The organism is Pseudomonas sp. FP215 (genome assembly GCF_030687795.1).
GTDB classification, from domain to species: domain Bacteria; phylum Pseudomonadota; class Gammaproteobacteria; order Pseudomonadales; family Pseudomonadaceae; genus Aquipseudomonas; species Aquipseudomonas salmasensis.
In genome coordinates, this window is sequence record NZ_CP117447.1 from 5,679,954 (window position 1) to 5,698,517 (window position 18,564).

Annotated in this window: 15 protein-coding genes, 1 other RNA gene and 1 pseudogene; 13 read left to right on the forward strand and 4 right to left on the reverse strand. The window is 58.2% G+C overall.

Features of this window, described 5'->3' with window-relative positions; all coding sequences use genetic code 11:
• Nucleotides 1-27 precede the first annotated feature (27 nt).
• The 7 genes and pseudogenes from PSH76_RS25745 to PSH76_RS25775 all read left to right on the forward strand — a co-directional run bounded on the left by PSH76_RS25745 (nucleotide 28) and on the right by PSH76_RS25775 (nucleotide 8,164).
• Nucleotides 28-1,722, forward strand: a complete 1,695-nt coding sequence (locus PSH76_RS25745; protein WP_078803828.1) for a lactate permease LctP family transporter — start codon at nucleotides 28-30, stop codon at nucleotides 1,720-1,722.
• Between the two features lie 70 nt (nucleotides 1,723-1,792).
• The gene (locus tag PSH76_RS25750) at nucleotides 1,793-4,603 is read left to right on the forward strand and encodes an FAD-binding and (Fe-S)-binding domain-containing protein (RefSeq protein WP_305493106.1); all 2,811 of its coding nucleotides are present in this window, start codon (nucleotides 1,793-1,795) and stop codon (nucleotides 4,601-4,603) included.
• 136 nt (nucleotides 4,604-4,739) lie between these two features.
• Nucleotides 4,740-5,018 carry a hypothetical protein gene (locus tag PSH76_RS25755; RefSeq protein WP_003194233.1) on the forward strand — a complete coding sequence of 93 codons (279 nt, stop codon included), beginning with the start codon at nucleotides 4,740-4,742 and terminating at the stop codon, nucleotides 5,016-5,018.
• Between the two features lie 94 nt (nucleotides 5,019-5,112).
• Nucleotides 5,113-5,509: a transfer-messenger RNA gene (ssrA, locus tag PSH76_RS25760) on the forward strand.
• A gap of 334 nt (nucleotides 5,510-5,843) precedes the next feature.
• Nucleotides 5,844-7,115, forward strand: coding sequence for a hypothetical protein (locus tag PSH76_RS25765; protein WP_305493107.1), 1,272 nt, complete (start codon nucleotides 5,844-5,846; stop codon nucleotides 7,113-7,115).
• Nucleotides 7,116-7,419: 304 nt separating this feature from the next.
• Nucleotides 7,420-7,767 (forward strand): annotated as a pseudogene (locus PSH76_RS25770) (type I restriction endonuclease); the annotation flags it as partial.
• Nucleotides 7,730-8,164, forward strand: a complete 435-nt coding sequence (locus PSH76_RS25775) for a hypothetical protein (RefSeq protein ID WP_305493108.1) — start codon at nucleotides 7,730-7,732, stop codon at nucleotides 8,162-8,164. The pseudogene PSH76_RS25770 and the gene PSH76_RS25775, both read left to right, overlap by 38 nt.
• Nucleotides 8,165-8,415: 251 nt before the next feature.
• Here PSH76_RS25775 and PSH76_RS25780 read toward each other — a convergent pair whose 3' ends face one another.
• Together PSH76_RS25780 and PSH76_RS25785 are read right to left on the reverse strand one after the other, a co-directional pair.
• On the reverse strand, nucleotides 8,416-9,375 hold the full coding sequence (locus tag PSH76_RS25780; RefSeq protein WP_305493109.1) for a DMT family transporter: 960 nt from the start codon (nucleotides 9,373-9,375) through the stop codon (nucleotides 8,416-8,418).
• A 34-nt stretch (nucleotides 9,376-9,409) separates the two neighbouring features.
• Nucleotides 9,410-10,333, reverse strand: coding sequence for a hypothetical protein (locus PSH76_RS25785; RefSeq protein WP_305493110.1), 924 nt, complete (start codon nucleotides 10,331-10,333; stop codon nucleotides 9,410-9,412).
• A gap of 315 nt (nucleotides 10,334-10,648) precedes the next feature.
• Here PSH76_RS25785 and PSH76_RS25790 point away from each other — a divergent pair, with 315 nt between their 5' ends.
• The 5 genes from PSH76_RS25790 to PSH76_RS25810 all read left to right on the forward strand — a co-directional run bounded on the left by PSH76_RS25790 (nucleotide 10,649) and on the right by PSH76_RS25810 (nucleotide 15,504).
• The gene (locus tag PSH76_RS25790) at nucleotides 10,649-11,167 is read left to right on the forward strand and encodes a cysteine hydrolase family protein (protein ID WP_305493111.1); all 519 of its coding nucleotides are present in this window, start codon (nucleotides 10,649-10,651) and stop codon (nucleotides 11,165-11,167) included.
• Between the two features lie 380 nt (nucleotides 11,168-11,547).
• The gene (locus tag PSH76_RS25795) at nucleotides 11,548-11,799 is read left to right on the forward strand and encodes a DUF6124 family protein (RefSeq protein WP_305493112.1); all 252 of its coding nucleotides are present in this window, start codon (nucleotides 11,548-11,550) and stop codon (nucleotides 11,797-11,799) included.
• Nucleotides 11,800-11,927: 128 nt separating this feature from the next.
• Nucleotides 11,928-12,461: a hypothetical protein gene (locus PSH76_RS25800; protein WP_305493113.1), complete on the forward strand. Its 534-nt coding sequence runs from the start codon at nucleotides 11,928-11,930 to the stop codon at nucleotides 12,459-12,461.
• 467 nt (nucleotides 12,462-12,928) lie between these two features.
• On the forward strand, nucleotides 12,929-13,954 hold the full coding sequence (locus PSH76_RS25805) for a hypothetical protein (RefSeq protein WP_305493114.1): 1,026 nt from the start codon (nucleotides 12,929-12,931) through the stop codon (nucleotides 13,952-13,954).
• A 116-nt stretch (nucleotides 13,955-14,070) separates the two neighbouring features.
• Nucleotides 14,071-15,504: a glycosyltransferase family 39 protein gene (locus PSH76_RS25810; protein ID WP_305493115.1), complete on the forward strand. Its 1,434-nt coding sequence runs from the start codon at nucleotides 14,071-14,073 to the stop codon at nucleotides 15,502-15,504.
• Between the two features lie 15 nt (nucleotides 15,505-15,519).
• Here the strand turns inward: PSH76_RS25810 and PSH76_RS25815 are convergent, their stop codons facing one another.
• The gene (locus PSH76_RS25815) at nucleotides 15,520-16,008 is read right to left on the reverse strand and encodes a TIGR00645 family protein (RefSeq protein WP_098950318.1); all 489 of its coding nucleotides are present in this window, start codon (nucleotides 16,006-16,008) and stop codon (nucleotides 15,520-15,522) included.
• A gap of 162 nt (nucleotides 16,009-16,170) precedes the next feature.
• On the opposite strand from PSH76_RS25815, the gene PSH76_RS25820 reads away from it, so the two are divergent.
• Nucleotides 16,171-17,994, forward strand: a complete 1,824-nt coding sequence (locus tag PSH76_RS25820) for a hypothetical protein (RefSeq protein WP_305493116.1) — start codon at nucleotides 16,171-16,173, stop codon at nucleotides 17,992-17,994.
• Nucleotides 17,995-18,053: 59 nt separating this feature from the next.
• On the opposite strand, the gene PSH76_RS25825 is transcribed toward PSH76_RS25820, so the two are convergent.
• Entirely contained in the window at nucleotides 18,054-18,371 is a 318-nt protein-coding gene (locus tag PSH76_RS25825; protein ID WP_003194269.1) for a hypothetical protein, read from the reverse strand.
• Nucleotides 18,372-18,564: the final 193 nt, after the last annotated feature.

Here is an 18,564-nt window from a genome sequence, read left to right on the forward strand (position 1 = left end):
AACAACAACAATCAGGGGCCACCCCATATGCAAACCTGGCAACAGCTTTACAGCCCACTCGGCAGCCTCGGCCTGTCCGCATTGGCCGCCGTCATTCCCATCGTATTCTTCTTCCTGGCGCTGGCCGTGTTCCGCCTCAAAGGCCATGTGGCCGGCAGCATCACGCTGGCCCTGTCGATCCTGGTCGCCATTTTCGCCTTCCAGATGCCGGTAGACATGGCGCTGGCCGCGGCCGGTTATGGTTTTGCCTACGGCCTGTGGCCCATCGCCTGGATCATCGTCGCGGCAGTATTCCTGTACAAATTAACGGTCAAGAGCGGCCAGTTCGAAATCATCCGTAGCTCCGTGCTGTCGATCACCGACGACCAGCGCTTGCAGGTGTTGTTGATCGGTTTTTGCTTTGGCGCCTTCCTGGAAGGCGCGGCCGGTTTCGGCGCGCCCGTGGCGATCACCGCCGCGCTGCTGGTAGGCCTGGGCTTCAACCCGCTGTACGCCGCCGGCCTGTGCCTGATTGCCAATACCGCGCCCGTGGCTTTCGGCGCCTTGGGCATCCCGATCATCGTCGCCGGCCAGGTCACCGGCATTGATGCGTTCAAGATTGGCGCCATGACCGGCCGCCAACTGCCGCTGCTGTCGCTATTCGTACCGTTCTGGCTGGTGTTCATGATGGACGGCCTGCGCGGCGTTCGCGAAACCTGGCCGGCAGCCTTGGTGGCGGGCTTGAGCTTTGCCGTCACTCAATATTTCACCTCGAACTTCATTGGCCCAGAGCTGCCGGACATCACCTCGGCACTCGCCAGCCTGATTGCCCTGACGCTGTTCCTGAAAGTCTGGCAACCCAAGCGCACCGCCGGCGCACAGATTGCCGGCGCTACCTCCAGCGTGGCGGTCACCTCCAGCGCCGGCGGCTTCGGCTTGCCGCGCAACACCGTGGTTTCGCCCTACAGCCTGGGGCAAATTTTCAAGGCGTGGTCGCCGTTCCTGATCCTCACCGTACTGGTCACCATCTGGACCCTCAAACCCTTCAAGGCCCTGTTCGCCGCGGGCGGTTCGATGTACGGCTGGGTGTTCAATTTTGCGATTCCGCACCTGGATCAACTGGTGGTTAAAGTCGCGCCCATCGTGACCAACCCTACCGCCATCCCGGCCGTCTTCAAGCTGGACCCGATTTCAGCTACGGGCACTGCGATCTTCTTCTCGGCACTGGTCTCCATGCTGGTGCTGAAAATCGACATCAAAACTGGTCTTACCACTTTAAAAGAGACCTTCTTTGAGCTGCGCTGGCCGATCCTCTCTATCGGCATGGTGCTGGCGTTCGCCTTCGTCACCAACTACTCCGGCATGTCCTCGACCATGGCGCTGGTTCTGGCCGGCACCGGTGCTGCCTTCCCGTTCTTCTCGCCATTCCTTGGCTGGCTGGGGGTTTTCCTGACAGGCTCCGATACCTCATCCAACGCCCTGTTCAGCTCATTGCAGGCCACTACCGCTCACCAGATCGGCGTCAACGACACCTTGCTGGTAGCCGCGAACACCAGCGGTGGCGTGACCGGCAAAATGATCTCGCCGCAATCAATCGCCGTGGCTTGCGCCGCCACCGGCCTGGTGGGCAAGGAATCCGACCTGTTCCGCTTTACCCTCAAGCACAGCCTGTTTTTTGCCACCATCGTCGGGCTGATCACCTTGGCGCAGGCGTACTGGTTCACCGGTATGCTGGTGCACTGAGACCTGCACGTAATAGGGTAAGAATCGACGCCGGAGCATCCTGCCGGCGTCTGCTATTTCTGGAGGACCGATGAGCCTGCCTGCTGCTTTCCTGAGCGACGTCGCACAACTGATCCCGCAAGGTCGCCGCTTCGACGATCCACTTTCCACCCTCGCCTTCGGCACCGACGCCAGCTTCTACAGACTGATCCCACAGCTGGTGATCCGCGTGGAGTCAGAAGACGAAGTGGTGACACTGCTGCAACTGGCCCAGCGCGACCGCGTGCCGGTGACCTTCCGTGCCGCAGGCACCAGCCTCTCGGGCCAGGCCATCAGCGACTCGGTGCTGATCGTGCTGGGTGATAACTGGAACCACCGCGAAATTCGCGGGCAAGGCACCCAGATACGCCTGCAACCCGGCGTGATCGGCGCCCAGGCCAATGCCTGGCTCGCACCGTTCGGGCGCAAGATCGGGCCGGACCCAGCGTCCATCAATGCTTGCAAGATCGGGGGTATCGTCGCCAACAATGCCAGTGGGATGTGCTGCGGCACGGCGCAAAACACCTACCACACCCTGGCGGGCATCCGCCTGGTGCTGGCCGATGGCAGCCGTGTGGACACCGAAGATGCCGCCAGCGTGCGAGCCTTCCGCCAGTCACATGGCGCACTGCTTGAACGCCTGGCTACATTGGGTCGCGAAACACGAGCAAATACTGAGCTGGCGGCAAAGATCCGCCACAAATACCGACTGAAAAACACCACCGGCCTGTCACTCAATGCGTTGGTGGATTTCGATGACCCGCTGGATATCCTCAGCCACCTGCTGGTCGGCTCCGAGGGCACCCTGGGGTTTATCAGTGCGGTCACCTACGACACCGTGATCGACCACCCGAACAAAGCCTCCGCGCTGATCGTCTTCCCGGATGTCGAAACCTGCTGCAACGCCGTCACCGTGCTGAAAACCCAGCCAGTCTCCGCCGTTGAACTGCTGGACCGACGCAGCATGCGCTCGGTGCAGGACAAACCGGGCATGCCTGCTTTCGTACAGCACCTATCGGAAAACGCCTGCGCACTGCTGATCGAATCCCGCGCCGCTTCGTCATCACTGCTGCACGAACAACTGACGCGCATCATGGCGTCCCTGGCGGCGTTTCCCGTGGAGAAACAAGTCGACTTCACCGAAGACCCACTGGAAAACGCCCGCCTGTGGGCCATCCGCAAAGACACCTTCCCGGCCGTAGGTGCCGTGCGTAAAACCGGCACCACCGTGATCATCGAAGACGTGACCTTCCCGGTCGAACAACTGGCGATTGGCGTAAACCGCTTGATCGCACTGTTCGACAAACATCACTACGACGAAGCCATCCTTTTCGGACATGCCCTGGAAGGCAATCTGCACTTTGTGTTCACCCAAGGCTTCAACAGCAGCGAAGAAGTCGCACGCTATCAAGCGTTCATGGACGACGTTGCGCAACTGGTGGCCGTGGAGTTCGGTGGCTCGCTGAAGGCTGAACACGGCACCGGCCGCAACATGGCACCGTTCGTCGAACTGGAATGGGGCAGCGACGCGTATCAACTGATGTGGCAGCTCAAGCGCCTGCTCGACCCCAACGGCATCCTCAACCCCGACGTGGTACTCAGCGAAGACCCGCAGATCCACCTCAAACACCTCAAGCCGCTGCCCGCCGCCGATGAGCTTGTGGATAAGTGCATCGAGTGCGGATTCTGCGAGCCGGTGTGCCCCTCAAAAGGCCTGACCCTGAGCCCGCGCCAGCGCATCGTGATCTGGCGTGACATCCAAGCCAAAAAACGCGCAAGCGTGGACACCACCGAACTGGAAGCGGCCTACCACTACCAGGGCATCGACACCTGCGCCGCCACCGGCTTATGCGCGCAACGCTGCCCTGTAGGCATCAATACCGGCGACCTGGTGAAAAAGCTGCGCAGCCGCGAAGCCGACCGTACGAAAACCGCCGACTGGCTCGCCAGCCATTTCGCCACCGTGCTGCAAGGCGCGCGCTTTACCCTGCACGTCGCCAACGGTGCGCGCATGCTGCTGGGCGCTCCACGGTTGGCCAGGCTCTCGAGCACGCTGACCAAGCTGTCCAAAGGGCAAATACCGCAGTGGACCAACGCCATGCCACAGCCCGAAAAAGCCATCCGCTTCAGCCCCGCAGTGACAGACGCGCGCCCGCGCGTGGTTTACCTGGCCGCCTGCGTCTCCCGCGCTATGGGCCCGGCAGCCGGTGATAAAGAGCAAATGTCGCTGTACGACAAAACCCGCCATCTGCTGGAAAAAGCCGGCTACCAGGTAGTCTTCCCCGACAACCAGGACAGCCTCTGCTGCGGCCAACCCTTCGCGTCCAAAGGCTACGCCGAGCAGGCCGAACACAAGCGCCAGGAACTGATCGGCGCCCTGCTCCACGCCAGCCGAGGCGGCCTCGACCCGATCTACTGCGACACCAGCCCCTGCACCCTGCGCCTGGTGCAAGAGTTGGAAGAAACGCGCCTGGACCTCTACGACCCGGTACGCTTTATCCGCACCCACCTGATGGACCGCCTCGACTTCACGCCCCAGGAAGCGCCCATCGCCGTACACGTCACCTGCAGCACCCAACACTTGGGCGAGAGCGAGGCACTGATCGAACTGGCACGCCGCTGCGCAAAAACCGTGGTGATCCCCGAAGGCATTCATTGCTGCGGCTTTGCCGGCGACAAAGGCTTCACCACCCCGGAGCTCAACGCCCACTCCCTGCGCTCACTCAAAGACGCCGTGCAACATTGCAGCGAAGGCATCGCCACCAGCCGCACCTGCGAGATCGGCCTGAGCCAGCATGGCGGCATCGACTACCACGGCCTGGTCTACCTGGTAGACCGCGTCACCCGCGCCCGCGCCCACTGACCCGGCAAAAAAAACGAACCCTCGCGCACCAGCGCAGTCATCTGCATAGGCCTCGACAAACGAGGCCCATCAGTGATGTCGCTGGCAGCGGTTGCACGCCAGCAGCGTCGAGCCCTTTTGCGCAAGGAGACACCCTATGAAGCGTTCCGCTCTTGCTGGCTTGTTCATGACCGCTGCGATGCTCGCCTCCCCCGCTTTCGCAGCCAGTGACAAAGACCTCTGCCAGATCAACCTGGACAAAATCAACAACGGCAAAGCCCTGCTCGCCACCGACACCAGCGGCAAAAGTGGCGAAATAGACACCGCCGTCTCCCAGGCCAAGGCCGCCCACGCCGCCGGTGATGAGAAGAAGTGCATCGAAATCACCTCCAAGGCCCTGCAAGACCTGCAGAACAGCGAGAAAGGCGGCCAGTAAGCGAGAGGGCCAACCTTCGGGTTGGCCTTCGCTGACATTTTGGCGTACACTGCACAGGCTTGTCACTCACTAAGAAACAACGAGTTACAAGCACGGGGCCGTTTAGGATTCGACGCCGGTCGCGAAACTTTAGGTGCATGCCGAGTTGGTAACAGAACTCGTAAATCCACTGTTGCAACTTCTTATAGTTGCCAATGACGAAAACTACGGCCAGGAATTCGCTCTCGCTGCGTAAGCAGCCTTAGCCCTGAGCTTCTGGTACCTTCGGGTCCAGCAATCACCAGGGGATGTCTGTAAACCCAAAGTGATTGTCATATAGAACAGAATCGCCGTGCAGTACGTTGTGGACGAAGCGGCTAAAACTTACACAACTCGCCCAAAGCACCCTGCCCTTCGGGTCGCTGAGGGTTAACTTAATAGAAACGGCTACGCATGTAGTACCGACAGCGGAGTACTGGCGGACGGGGGTTCAAATCCCCCCGGCTCCACCAATTGAACGAGAAAAGACGTCCTTGGACGTCTTTTTTTGTGTCTGGAATTCAGTGAAATCAAGGGGCTCATGGCCATTCCGCCTGAATGCATAAAAAACGCCGCTCGCAAATTGCCCGCCGAGCGATCAGGCTCTCGCACTGCTGGAAACACTCAGGCCCTAAGGTGTCACCGAGAGGAGGCACTGCGTTAAAGCGCATGGGGTGCCAGATCGCCTGGTCAGCTATGGCCAGCGACACTGAGCTTTGAAAGATAAACCGGCTTCATTAGAATTGCGCACCGTGCAATGCCACACCGGCCAAATGGCACGTGCCCCCAAGGAAGGAGCGCTCTCTGATGAACCACGCCCCCACCGCACCATCTATACCTGAAACGCCAACCGAGACATTGGGGCTTACCAACTATCGGCAAGCGATATCTGGGCTGCTCGCCGATATCAAATGGTGGCTTCCCCTCGCAGCAACATTAATTTCAATTTCACTTTTAACCAAGTACTTATGGCTTATCCAGCACCCAGAGTTGATTCTGAGCTCTCTGGGAAACCCATCAAACCTCGTAGCTTGGTTATTTTTTGCTTTACTTGTTCTGGCTTCGCTGCTGCTAATCGTTTCAGTGCCGTCGCTAGCCTTCATGATGTGTATTACTCAATGTTCGCCTGGAAGGGAGCTGGAGAAAACGCTCGCCTTTCGATTTAGTCTTATAGTCGGCGCAGGGTATGGACTCCTCTCGCTTAACCTACTGGCATCAACCTTTGATATCGCCTTTGCTCCTGGGTACTTTTTCATATTTGTGGCATTTGCTGCCGCTTTGGCGGCGTGGCATGTGCTCAGCAGCGAAGCGTCACTCAAGAGAAAGGTACTGGAGCTGCCACCTGGGCCTCGTAAAACTTGGCATAGAAGAGGCTATTGTAGCGTCCGACTTGGCTGGCTCGGTGTATTGCTAGCGTTTACCTCAATGAGCGGAGTGTTTCCGGCACAACTGGGCATTATGGCTTGGCGCGGTGGCGAGAACGGCTGGGAAGCACGTGGAGCGATCGGCGTTTGCTTGTTGATCATGTGTCTTTACCTAGCGCCTGTTATGTTTTTCTATTTATCGGAAGGCACCGTTCTCCAACGAACTGGTCGAGCAGCTCTTGCTCTATTGGTATGCGTTTTTGCCAATGCCGTTTTACTTCCTGCAATCTTAGATGTGTGGGTCTATTCAGCCGGTAACCTGATTAAGATCAGAGACAATACCGAGCTAAATTATGTGTTGGACGAAAAAGACTATCCACAGGAGATTTTTAAAAAACATCTCTGGCAGTTGGAGGCCTATGGGGGGCCCGATGGGCTATACAGTGTGAAGGCCTTCCGTCAGTTTCGCTTCGGAGACACATTGTTAATCTGCCCTGGCCGCTACAGAAATATCAGCCTGAAGCAGATCGGTAGCTACGCGCATCTGTGCGTTACGTTGTCTGATGCCAAGGTGAAGGTGGCGGCGCCAGTTATAAGCAAGGACATCGCATTGCTTCCCAAGCCGGAGTGCATTTTGACGGTTCATACGCCTACACACCCTCCGCTGCTGGTTAAAAAGACAGGGACGTGCCTGTACAGAAGTTTTTATAGGTAACGTATCCAGCATACGAATCAGGTACGAGTCGGCGCCGAGGCGCCGGCTTTAGCGAATGTCTTTCGCACGATTTCAAGCTATTTTGGTGACGCTTGTCGTATTTATTGCTGCCTACTGGTTCGGCAAATCATACATATCAACCTTTATAAACCTCGGCCGATTTAGATTTTGTACCGAGGGGCATTAACCACCAAATCTGATCTTCCCCCGTGCCACTATCAAACAAGGTACATTTACGCCCATCGAGCACGATCAGCAGTGCCGGAATGGAGCGACCAGGCCGGTTTGAAAGGGAATTGGGGTTATGGACAAAAAGTCGCTTTCCGAGCGGGACATCTGCAGCAAGTACATCGCCCCAGCCGTTCAGCAAGCTGGATGGGATATGCACAAGCAGGTGCGCGAGGAAGTCAGCTTTACCAAAGGCCGCATTATCGTCCGAGGCAAACTTCACAGCCGTGGTGAAGCACGCCGCGCAGACTTCATCCTCTACCACCAGGCCAACCTACCTATCGCTGTAATCGAGGCGAAGGACAACAAGCACTCCGTTGGCTCCGGCATGCAGCAAGCCCTGGGCTATGCAGAGGCGCTGGACGTACCGTTCGTGTTCTCCAGCAATGGCGATGGCTTCTTGTTTCACGACCGCAGTGGCACAGTATGAGCGCGTCGAGCGCGAGACTATCGGGCATGCTTATCGCCCGCTTTCCCAAGCAGGGCAGCATCGGCAGGCATATAGCAGCGCCTGGTCGGTCGCTGAGCGCGCCACCATTGAGCAGGTCATCGAACTGATGCGGGATTGGGATACGGATCGTTGCGAAATGACTGTGACACTCTACGCCGTATGGAATGACTTTATCCTAGAAGGCCGCCCGGCTTCCGATGAAGCCATCGTGGACGAAGTCATGCAAAGCTGGAACGACACCAAGCTGCGCTTTGGCAAAACCGAATGGTTGGCGGTACTCGCAGAGATGAGGAAGCACAAAATCCTCATGCCCAGTGGCTTTGGCAAACGCACCATAGGCGGCATGCTCAGCTTGCCCGGTTTCGATTAAACAAATGATCCTTTTGGCAGCCCTCTGCAAGATTCGGATACGAAGCACATTGCTCAATCCAACTTCTCGCGGTATTTCAGCTGGTATTCCAAAAAAAATTACAAACTCACATTAATCAATTAAATCAAATACCTAAAAATCCGATTCAACTTACCCCGGCCCACCAAATGCACGAAAAAAGATGTCCTTGAACGTCTTTTTTCGTGCCTGGAAATCCGCTATTCGTCATACCTACCCGCCGACTCAATCAGTCAAACCTGCACCTTCACCCCCTCGCGATCACCCTGAGCCATCACCCTCACCGCAATCGAAGCACCTGCCAACAGCCCAACAATCCCCAGAACCTCAAGACCGGTAGGCAAGCGCTGTTCGGCGATCAGCCCAAAGGCGACTGCGAATACGGTTTCCACTGAAATAAGCTGCCCGGACAGGGCCATCGGTAGCCTTTGGCTGGCAAAATTCCAGGCCCATGCGCCGCCAACGGAGGCAACACAGGCCAGCGCCGTTGCGGCAGCCAGCACCGGCAGGGTGTTGCCCAAGTGCAGGTCCAAATGCGGGTAGGTGTACAGGTCCAATACGAGCCCGAACGGCACGAACACGACCACGCTCAGACCGGCGCCAACCATCATCAGGCCGGTCCATAGGCCTGCGTGTACCTTGGGGATTTTCGCCAGCATCTTCTGGTTGAGTATGCTGAACATCAGCCAGGTCAGCACCGCACCCACGGCGTAGCTGACCGCGGCCAGGTAGGAGGTCAGGTCATTGTCTAAAACGCCGACCAAGGTGCCATAGTTTGCCGCGACCAACCCGCAAACCGCCAGGATGATGGGGACAGCGAGGCTGCTCCAGGTGGTGGTGCGCTCGATCATATTGCCCGCGACCGCAATGATGACCGGTGTAGCGCTCAGGAATGCCGGTGCGATGATAGCGCCGCCATTGAGCACGCTGCCCATGATGCAACCGATGTACACCGCATAGCCAAGCACGCCCAGCAGCCCGGCGTTGAGGATTGAGCGCCTGGTTAAAACGGGGTCGCCAGGCCAATAGATACGCAGCATCACCAAGCCGATGCAGCCGGATACGATGAACCGCAGGGTGATGAAGTCAATCGGACCGAACGCGCCCATCATGTAGGGCGATAGAAAATTAAGCGCCCAGCTAAAGGTGGCAAATACCGCAGCTGCCACCCCCAGTGCGTAGGATCTGGACATTAGCGCTCCTCAGCAGGCGACCTTTGCGGGGGCATCAGATGACAGGCCCACAATAGGTGGAAGTGCGAATTTCGTCGCCGTCATTGATGTCGATAAATTGCGAGCCATAGGCGGTCTGGGTCGGCCTGCCCCAGTTGACCCCCATTCCTACGCCGCCACCGCTTTCAGACTCGCCTTCGAACATCGTTTTGTCCAATCGTGAACGCCAATCGAGAAAACGCATGGTCACCGCCAGTCGAGTCGCGAGCGGCCCTGGCAAGAGCGGTTCAGAGCGGTGCCACATCGACTTGGTAAACAGCAGTACATCGCCCAGTTCAAAGTCGTCCTGGGTTTTATACGCTTCAAACAGGTCTGTGAGCAGGCTGGGCGTTTGGAATACAGCTCTCAAATGCGCGGAAAAATCCTCAACGGCAACGCCGGCAGCCATTCGTTTGGAAAGCAGGCTTGCCATCTGGAAATTCGCCTTCGCGGAGTAGATGTCTTCGGCTAAATAAGCCATGCCCCCGCCTTGGCCTGAATTGTCAATAGGATCCAACGGAATCCAAACGCTGAAGGCTGCGTCCTGAGGGCGGATATACCTGAAACTCAGGGAATCGTAGTGCCAGGCAAACCCCTCTTTATGCGGAGTAAGCTCAAAACTCTGGGACTCGGTCATGATCAGCGGATGCCCGATTAACGTCACCAAGGCCGTCCTGAACGCGATCGAGGAATAGATGTTTTTCACCGCATCGGTTGTCCCCAGATCGTAGGTCAACCGGCTGAAGGAGTCCCCATAGGCAGACTTCGACTCCCGTGCAGAGATCACTTTCGAACGGGCCGCCTGCTTCAAGGATTGAATGGCGTGCTCAGATAAGAAGCCTTTGAGTTTGATAAACCCCTGGCGACGAAATGCTTCGATTTCGTCGCTGCTGAGCGAGAGGTGGTTAACAAGAGACAGGTCCTTTTCCTGGGATTGCATCAGCGTGGCCTCCTTTATGCCAGCGTTTGAACTCAAGCATGTAATAGGTGGGCGCTGGTAACTTGAACTCACACGACTGTTTTGCGCACTGAGGCGACATTGGAGGTTGCCTTGCCAGCCGTCGGCGATATTGCTAGTGTCAGCTCATGACTGCCTATTGCCTCACCCCGACAACCACCACCACGACCGCATCAAGCGGAGCGTGCGAGGTGTCGTGAGCCAATAACAAACGAACACTTCAAAGGCCCGCCAGCGATGGACAGGGCCTTTTTTTATGCCCTTGTGTCGCTGGTTCAAACGCAAGGAGATGCACCCATGTACGCCCTGTTGATACTCGATATCCAAGTCGGGCTTGTTCACGGCCCGGAAAAGCCCTGGCGCTGCGACGAGCTGTTGGAAACGCTCAACACCCTGATGGACAAGGCCCGCAGCGCAGGCGCACCGATTTTTCTCGCGCGTCATATCGGCCCCGCTGGCTCGCCAATCGAATCGGGCAGCCCGCTTACGCTGATTGCACAGGAACTGAAGTTGCTGGGTGGGGAAGTGGTGTTCGAAAAGCGCCGACCTAACGCTTTTGCAATGACTGATCTGGCTGACAATCTGCGCTCCAGCGGCGCGACCGGTGTGGTGGTCACTGGGATGAAAACGCAATACTGCGTCGACAGCACCTGCCGTGCTGCGCGTGACCTTGGCTTCGATGCGGTACTTATCGCCGACGGCCATACCTGTTCTGACACGCCCTTGATGAAAGCCGAGGCCATCGTGGCTCATCACAATGCCACGCTCAATGGGCCGTTCTGCCAGTTGGTTCGGGCTGAGGACTGGAGCTTTTAGCAGAGGTTTTCGGCTGGAAAGAATGCTGGCGCTGGAGACCTGAACTCCGGAAGGAAGAAAGTCGCCAGGGCAGCGCTTCGGAATTTTCCCGCAACATGCCGCGCTGTTGGTGAACTAGCGCAATCCACTTCACAACGCTAACTTCTCTGCGTCGCTGATGATCAGCGACCGGCTTTGACAGGCCGAAAAGTGTAACCTTTCACACCCCGTGATAAGACGGCATGCTTACGCATTCCGCCCTGTTCATGGCGGCTGTGCGTGGGGCATCTTCGGGTGCGCCGGGTTCCTACACTTCCGGTCTGTCAACCCGCGTACAGCTGCCACCTATTCTGTTTGACAGCAGGGGGAGGCAGCTCCTTGAACAGTGTAGGAGCTTCATCGTGAAAAAAATCACCCCCAATCCTCCCACCGCCAACCTCTTCACACTCTCTCCAGACATTCCCTGCGAAACCCTCCTGATCCAAGCCAGCGAAACTCTCGCCTCTCTCAACGCCATGACCACCGAGCTGGCCTTCGAACTGGAAGGCGCCAACCGTCACAAGCTGTTAGCCGCTCAGCAACTCACCGTGCTGGGTGAGCTGTTGGTTGAGCGGGTGCTGGTGCTCACCCAAGACAGGCAAACCTTCCAGTAACCAAAAGGCCGAGGCGCGTTCAGCGGCTCGGCCTTTTTCTGTCATACGTCTCAGACATCCAAGCGCATCACTGCCATCATATCCCCCGCCGCGGCCCTCAAAGCATTGATGACAAGGACGAACTCCCATTGAACAAAAACGCCTATGCCTTCGTAATACCGGTCGCCATTGGCATGCTGGTGTCCATGGCGCTGGTGCTGGCCTGGGTATTCGTTATCTGGCCGTCTGTGCACTTCAAGCCGTTGGCCGAGAAGATCTGCCTGATCGCGTCGCCGGTGCTGGCAATTGTGCTGATGCTCTATGTGTGGCGCGTCAGGAAAACCGAATGGCTGCGTAAAAAGCCCCTGGACCGATTGAGGTTTTTTCTCGGTACGTTCATCGCAAGTGCCATGGCCATGATCTCCCTGCTAGCAGTGGTCATCCTTCTTACAAGTGCGACGCTCGGCACCTACACAACCCAGTACGAATACACAACAGGCGGCAGCCGTAGTTGCTCGGGCATCCTGGTGTTCGATACGGAAGTGAACAAGCAGATCAAGATCTGTCATGTGGGCGGTAGCGGTGATCAGGGCTGGGCGACGGTGGAAAAGCGCAGCGGGCCTTTGGGGATTGTGGTGACGAACGCAACACCTGCGCTCAATATTTCCCCATCCGTTCACTAAAGGCACCAACACCGGGGCGGTGCAGGCCGTTCTGCCAGTTGGTTCAGGCTGAGGACTGGAGCTTTTAACAGAGCCTGACGACGGGGGAGGTCAACAGGGCCGAACTTCGGAATTTTCCCGGAAGATGCCGAGCTGTCGGTGAACTAGCGCACTCAGCCCAACAAGCCTAGCCTCCCCCTGTCGCTGCAAAATCAGCGACCGGGTTTAGCAGCTCGGTTAATATCAAGGCCTGCAAAGCCACCATCCGTTCGAGCGATGCTTTCAGTATCCGCTGATTCGTATCATGGCGGCTGTGCGTGGGGCACTTTCGGGTGCGCCGGGTTCCTTGATTCCTGGTCTGCTAACCCGCGCAAGGTCGCCACCCTATAAAAAGGGCGAGACGCCTCAGCACATCTCGCCCTCTGGCATCCCCTCACACTTCCCATTACGCTGACGGCCTTTATCAGACAACCGGAAGTCAGATACCCGTGTTCAAGCCCTTCGCCGTCATCGCCCTCGCCTTCATCCCTTCATTCGCCACCGCTGCCGATCTGGCCGGGGTTTGGCAAGGTACTTTGGGCAAGTCCGCTATCACCGTGTGTTTCAACGGCGCCGACGGGGAGCATGGCAGTTATTACTACCAGCGCATCCGTACCCCGATTCAACTGACCCAGGCCAACGACAACGCCCCGTGGGTGGAGGAAGGCAACACAGGTTTCTGGGCCCTGCAAAAACCTCAGGCCGATACCCTTTTTGGTGCCTGGAGCAAAACCGATGGCGGTACGCCGCTGCCACTGGCCCTGCGCCGCATTGGTACGGACGGCTGCGGCAGCGATGCCTACAACGCGCCCATGGAAGCCGCGCCGCTGCCGATCAAGACTGAGAAGAAAACTTTCCACAACCACACCTACCAGCTCAAGACCCAAGGCCCCCGCGTCACGCTCAAGCTGGAGGGTGACGGCCCGGCGGTGCAGAAGATCAACCAGCAGCTCGCAGCCCTGGCCGTCAATGACGAAGATCTAACCGACTATTTTTATGAACGGCGTGAATACCTGGGTCGAAACGGCTCGGTCTATACCAGTGAAATCGAGGTTGAGCCCGCCTATTGGTCATCGCAATTTCTCACCGTGCGGTTCTACCGCTGGGCCGCAGGCCAAGGCGCCATGGGCATCAGTTGGGGCCTGCACTCCTGGAACCTGCAAACCGGTGAGAGTGTGGACCCATGGACCTGGCTCGGCGGCCATCAGCAATGGCATGACGCCTATTCCGGCCACTTGAAGCTGCCGGCCGCCTTCAGCACTTGGCTGGCTAAGCAAACCACCACCGACGAGGGCTGCCCCGCGATCACCGATTACTCCATCTTTCACCTCAGCTTCAACACCCAGGGCCTGCAACTCTCGACGCCGGCCAATGGTGACGGTTGCGACAACGACTTGGCCTTCACCTGGGAGCAGTTGGAGCCGGTGCTGACCGCACAAGGCAAAGCGGCAGTGCCCAGTTTGAAGCTACCTTGATCCGCCGGAGAAAAACCCCACGGCCGTTCACCAAAGGTTAAGAATCGCGCTCGTATACTCCCTGACTACCCATGACCGGTCGCCCGATCGGTCTCATGCCTCGGTAGCCAGACTCCATGACGCGCCCCGCTCCCCTGCTGCTCTTGCTTGCTGCTCTGTTGTTCTTCTTCGCCCTCGGCAACCATGAGCTGCAAGGCTCTACCGAAGCCCGGGTGTCCGGGATCGCCATGGCGATGCACCTGGACAATGACTGGGTGGTGCCGCATCTGTTTCGTGAACCCTTCCTGGAAAAACCGCCCCTGAGCCTGTGGCTGGACGCCGGGGCGATTCGCCTGTTTGGCGCCAGCACCGGGGCGGTGCGCTTGGCGTCGGCGTTTGCCGGGCTGTTCAGTGTGATGCTGTTGTACGGGATGCTGCGTCGGTTCGGGCGGCCGCAGACGCTGGCGTTCAGTGCTGCGCTGATCCTGGCGACCATGGCCAGTTACTGGGGCAATGTGCGGGGTGTGGGTGAGGATTCATTGCTCAGCCTCGGTGTCACCGCCGCCCTGCTGGGGTTTTACCAGGCGGTACGGCCCGAGCGCGAAGGTTCGAGCACCTGGGCCTGGGCGTTGTTTACCGCCGGGATGGTCATCGCCACGTTGAGCAAGGGGGTGTTGGGCCTGGCGATGCCGGGCATTGTGATTTTTGTGTACCTGCTTTGCACCAGCCTGATGGATAAGCGCCTGCGGCTGGGCGATTGGCTCAAGCCGGCGCTGTTAACGTTGTTGGCGTTGGTGCCGCTGCTGATCTGGCTGGGGTTTCTGTTTCAGCGCGGTGGGATGCAGGCGGTGGGTGAGGTGTTATGGACCAATAGCGTCGGGCGCTTCAGTGGTTCGTTCGTAGAAGCTGGGCATTACGAGCCGTTTTACTATTACCTCGCCAAACTGCCTGAAGCCTTCTTGCCCTGGAACATCCTGGTGTACCTGGGCCTGTGGCATTTCCGCAAAAGCCTGGTGCGCAACCGCTACCGGTTGTTTTTCAGTGTGTGGCTGGTGGCGCAGTTCACCCTGCTGACCCTGGCTTCCAGCAAACGCACGGTGTACTTGATGGCGCTGACGCCAGCCGCCGCGGTGCTGGCCGCCGAATATGCGCGGGTGTTGCTGGAGTGGGCCAAGGCACACAAGCCGGCGCTGTACCGCCACCACCGAAGCATCGTCACCGGGGTGTTCACCCTGGCCATCGCCTGCTACCTGAGCGCAGCGTTCTGGTTTGCACCCAAAGCCGATGTGCGCCATTCATTCGTACCGGTGATGAGTCAGATCCAGGCCCTGCAAGACGAAGGCAGGACGGTGGCGATGTATCAACCCAACGAGCGCATCGACGGCGCCAGCGTGTTCTACCTGCAGGCCTACTTGCCGATCCTGAACACCGAAGCCGAACTGCGTACCTTCCTCAGCGCCAAGCCCGGCAACGTTGCGTTGACAGACCACACCGACCGGCTGAAAGCGCCGGTTACGGTGATCAAGCAAATGGCAGTCAACCGCCAGCCTTACTACTTCGTGGAGCAGTAAGGCCAGCGCGTGGCCTTAATGCTTGGTGAGCTTGTCCAGGTAGCCCATCGCAAACGCCGAGACCACGAACGTCATGTGGATGATCACGTACCACATCAGGTGCTCTGGATCGACGTTCTTGGCGTCCATGAAGATGCGCAGCAGGTGGATGGAGGAAATCGCCACGATGGACGCCGCCACTTTCATCTTCAGCGACGAAGAGTCCATGGTGCCCAGCCAGTTGAGCTTTTCCTTGTTCTCGTCGATATCCAGCTGCGAGACGAAGTTCTCGTAGCCGGAAATCATCACCATCACCAGCAAGCCGCCGACCAGGGCCATGTCGATCAACGACAGCAGCAGCAGGATCACTTCGGCTTCCAACATGGTGAAGATGTTGGGAATCACGTGAATGATTTCCTGGAAGAATTTCAGCGCCAGGATCAACAAGCCCAGGGACAGGCCCAGGTAGATCGGTGCCAGCAGCCAACGCGAGGCGTACATCGTATTTTCGATAAAGCGTTCCATTGAATCTCACACAGCTTGGCTAAAAATGGCGCCGAGTATACCAGCCGCCACCTAGCCCCTGTCACCGCGAGAAAACTGACCCAAGTGGCATCTGTAAGAGAATTTTTCTGCTAGTGTCGAGACCATTCACTCGGCTCGATGATGTCGGACAGGAAGACTCAGATGATGGATGTGCGATCCCCTTTGGCCGCTCTCGGCCTGTGTGCGGCGTTGCTGATGGCCAGCGGCTGCTCCCCCAAAGAAGAGCAGAAGCAGGCGACCCTCGAAGAGAAAACCACAAAGTTCGAACAGTCCCTGGACAGCATCCAGGACCCCAAGCTGCGCGATGCCATCGCCGACCTGGGCGGCTCGCTGCTGTTGCTGGAACGTGCGCGCGTCAAGCTCGCCAGCAAGCCCATCGAAGCCGAATACGGCGAAGACAGCCTGGCCCTGCTCAAGCATTACCCTACGCCCCAAGCGCTGGTGGACACCTACATCAACGGCCTTTTCGTACTGCGCAAAGCCTCGCATTCCGACTACCTGACGGATTTGCAGCCGGTCTTCCCGTTCAACTTCAACGCCCCGGACCAGTTCCCCTTCCCCCATGGCCTGGAATGGCAGTCGGTCACCCTGAGCAACAATAAAATCATTCCCTTCCAACCGGAATGGTCAGAAACCGACCCCGGCATCCAACTGAGCCCCAGCAGCTCCAACCTGACCAACCCCGACGACCTGACGGTGACCTACCCGTTTATCGAAGGCATCGAGACGGAAAACAAGAGCCAGCCACAACCCATCAGCCTCAAGGGCGCGGTGGAGGTGATCACCCCGGGCAAGGTGCTGACATTCGACCTGACCAAACAAGACGTGGGCCATAAACGCACCGACGGCAACATCACCCTCAACCTGCTGACGCTGGAAAAGAACTACGCCGAGATCGAACTGACCAACAGCCAGCCCCTGGCCGCCGAAGTGGGCGATGCGTCACCCAACCCGCTGCTGGTGCAGGCACGGGACAGCACCGGGCAGTTTCTGACCCGCTCAGGTTCGATCAACGAGAGTGCCGCGCAGGTGGCGTTCTATGAGAAACAACTGGCCGAGATGCAAAAACAGACCGCGTGGTCCGATGCCTTCGATAAACAGCTCACCGACGCGCAAAAAGCCTTCGAGCGCCAGCAGACCAGCCATTACGCCAAGGTGTACTTCAACGGGCTGATCGATAACCTGCAGGTCAATGTGCTGGATTTCTCCAAGGCCACCCTCACCCGTAAAGACCTGGACCTGCCGGTGATGCGCTTTGACAGGAACAGCCTGCAAAAGACCGTGCAGGCCCTACCAATGCCGGTCACGGTGTATGACGACAGCGCCGCCAGTTGGCTCAAAGATGCCTCGATGACCGAGGAGCAACTGAAAAACAGCGTCACCATCAGTCAATCGACCGAAGACGCCAGTGCCGCAAAGATCGTGTTCGACCACCCGTTCACCTTCAATGACGACCTGGTCGGTGCCGAGCGCAACAACAGTGACGCGCCTATCACCTTTTTCACCGCCGACGACAAGGGCGAACGTGGCGAACCCATTGAGCTGCCGACCGAAGCGTTTGAGCTGAATGCCGCCAGCGGCACGCTGACGTACGACCTCAACCTGTTCCCGGAAACCCCGGCGTATGTGGTGGGCTCGGTACCGTTGTTTTTGGCCACCATCGAGAAAGCCACGATTGACGCCGCCAAGCTGCCCAAGGGTTTGTCGCTCAAGGACAACGCGCTGATCGTCGACCAAAAGGACTTCCCCGCCGACAGCTGGCGCTTCTACGCCAAGGATGCCAGCGGCAATTACCTCAAGGAGATCCTCGGTGTCAGCCACCGCGCCGAGGAATACGGCACGGCGATGTTTGACGTGCATTATTTCTACGGCCAGCCGACCACGCTGGAAAGTTACCAGCGCACCGACCTCAGCACCGTGCAGTACGGTTTTGAGGTGAAATTGGACAGGCCTGAGAGCAAATAACCCTGGGTGGACGCGGAGCGTCCGGGGCGGCGTTACCACGCGGAGCGTGGGAACGATCGTCAGAGGGCCAGCCGCTCCTGGCCGCCATTGAGTTGGCGCAGATGGGCCTGCAGGTGCAGGCACCAGATCTGCGGCTCGTCCATTTGCTCGTAGCCGTGCAAGGTCAGGCTATCGACGATGGTGCCCAGCATGCGTTCTGCCACGAAAGGCCCATGGAACGGGCCCTGGGATTTGACGGTGGATGGCTGTTCGCCCGACATGCCGGCGGCAAATAGCAGCGTCCACATCCCGTTATCCCCGGCAAGAGGGCGAATGGAGCATTCGATACGGGTGACCAGGCCCAGGCACTGGCGGGTAAGGCAAAGGTTGCGCGACATGGCGGCGACCCTCGGTAGATCGGTGTTCAGCCCCAGCGCACGGCGAGGCTGTTTCTATCCTGCGACTCCTGTGGATATCCCTGACTCTGAGAATAGAATAAAAACGCGACAAACCAAGGTTGTAGAGACCAACGGGCGTTGGTCCCAGGCGAGAGTCAATTTTGTGGCACGCTAAACGTCCCAAATACACCAT

Excerpts from the sequence above, each read along its gene's own strand:
- PSH76_RS25745 (WP_078803828.1), top strand. The coding sequence starts at position 28 with ATGCAAACCTGGCAACAGCTTTACAGCCCACTCGGCAGCCTCGGCCTG.
- PSH76_RS25750 (WP_305493106.1), top strand. The coding sequence starts at position 1,793 with ATGAGCCTGCCTGCTGCTTTCCTGAGCGACGTCGCACAACTGATCCCG.
- PSH76_RS25755 (WP_003194233.1), top strand. The coding sequence starts at position 4,740 with ATGAAGCGTTCCGCTCTTGCTGGCTTGTTCATGACCGCTGCGATGCTC.
- PSH76_RS25765 (WP_305493107.1), top strand. The coding sequence starts at position 5,844 with ATGAACCACGCCCCCACCGCACCATCTATACCTGAAACGCCAACCGAG.
- PSH76_RS25775 (WP_305493108.1), top strand. The coding sequence starts at position 7,730 with ATGGCGATGGCTTCTTGTTTCACGACCGCAGTGGCACAGTATGAGCGC.
- PSH76_RS25780 (WP_305493109.1), bottom strand. The coding sequence starts at position 9,375 with ATGTCCAGATCCTACGCACTGGGGGTGGCAGCTGCGGTATTTGCCACC.
- PSH76_RS25785 (WP_305493110.1), bottom strand. The coding sequence starts at position 10,333 with ATGCAATCCCAGGAAAAGGACCTGTCTCTTGTTAACCACCTCTCGCTC.
- PSH76_RS25790 (WP_305493111.1), top strand. The coding sequence starts at position 10,649 with ATGTACGCCCTGTTGATACTCGATATCCAAGTCGGGCTTGTTCACGGC.
- PSH76_RS25810 (WP_305493115.1), top strand. The coding sequence starts at position 14,071 with ATGACGCGCCCCGCTCCCCTGCTGCTCTTGCTTGCTGCTCTGTTGTTC.
- PSH76_RS25815 (WP_098950318.1), bottom strand. The coding sequence starts at position 16,008 with ATGGAACGCTTTATCGAAAATACGATGTACGCCTCGCGTTGGCTGCTG.
- PSH76_RS25820 (WP_305493116.1), top strand. The coding sequence starts at position 16,171 with ATGATGGATGTGCGATCCCCTTTGGCCGCTCTCGGCCTGTGTGCGGCG.
- PSH76_RS25825 (WP_003194269.1), bottom strand. The coding sequence starts at position 18,371 with ATGTCGCGCAACCTTTGCCTTACCCGCCAGTGCCTGGGCCTGGTCACC.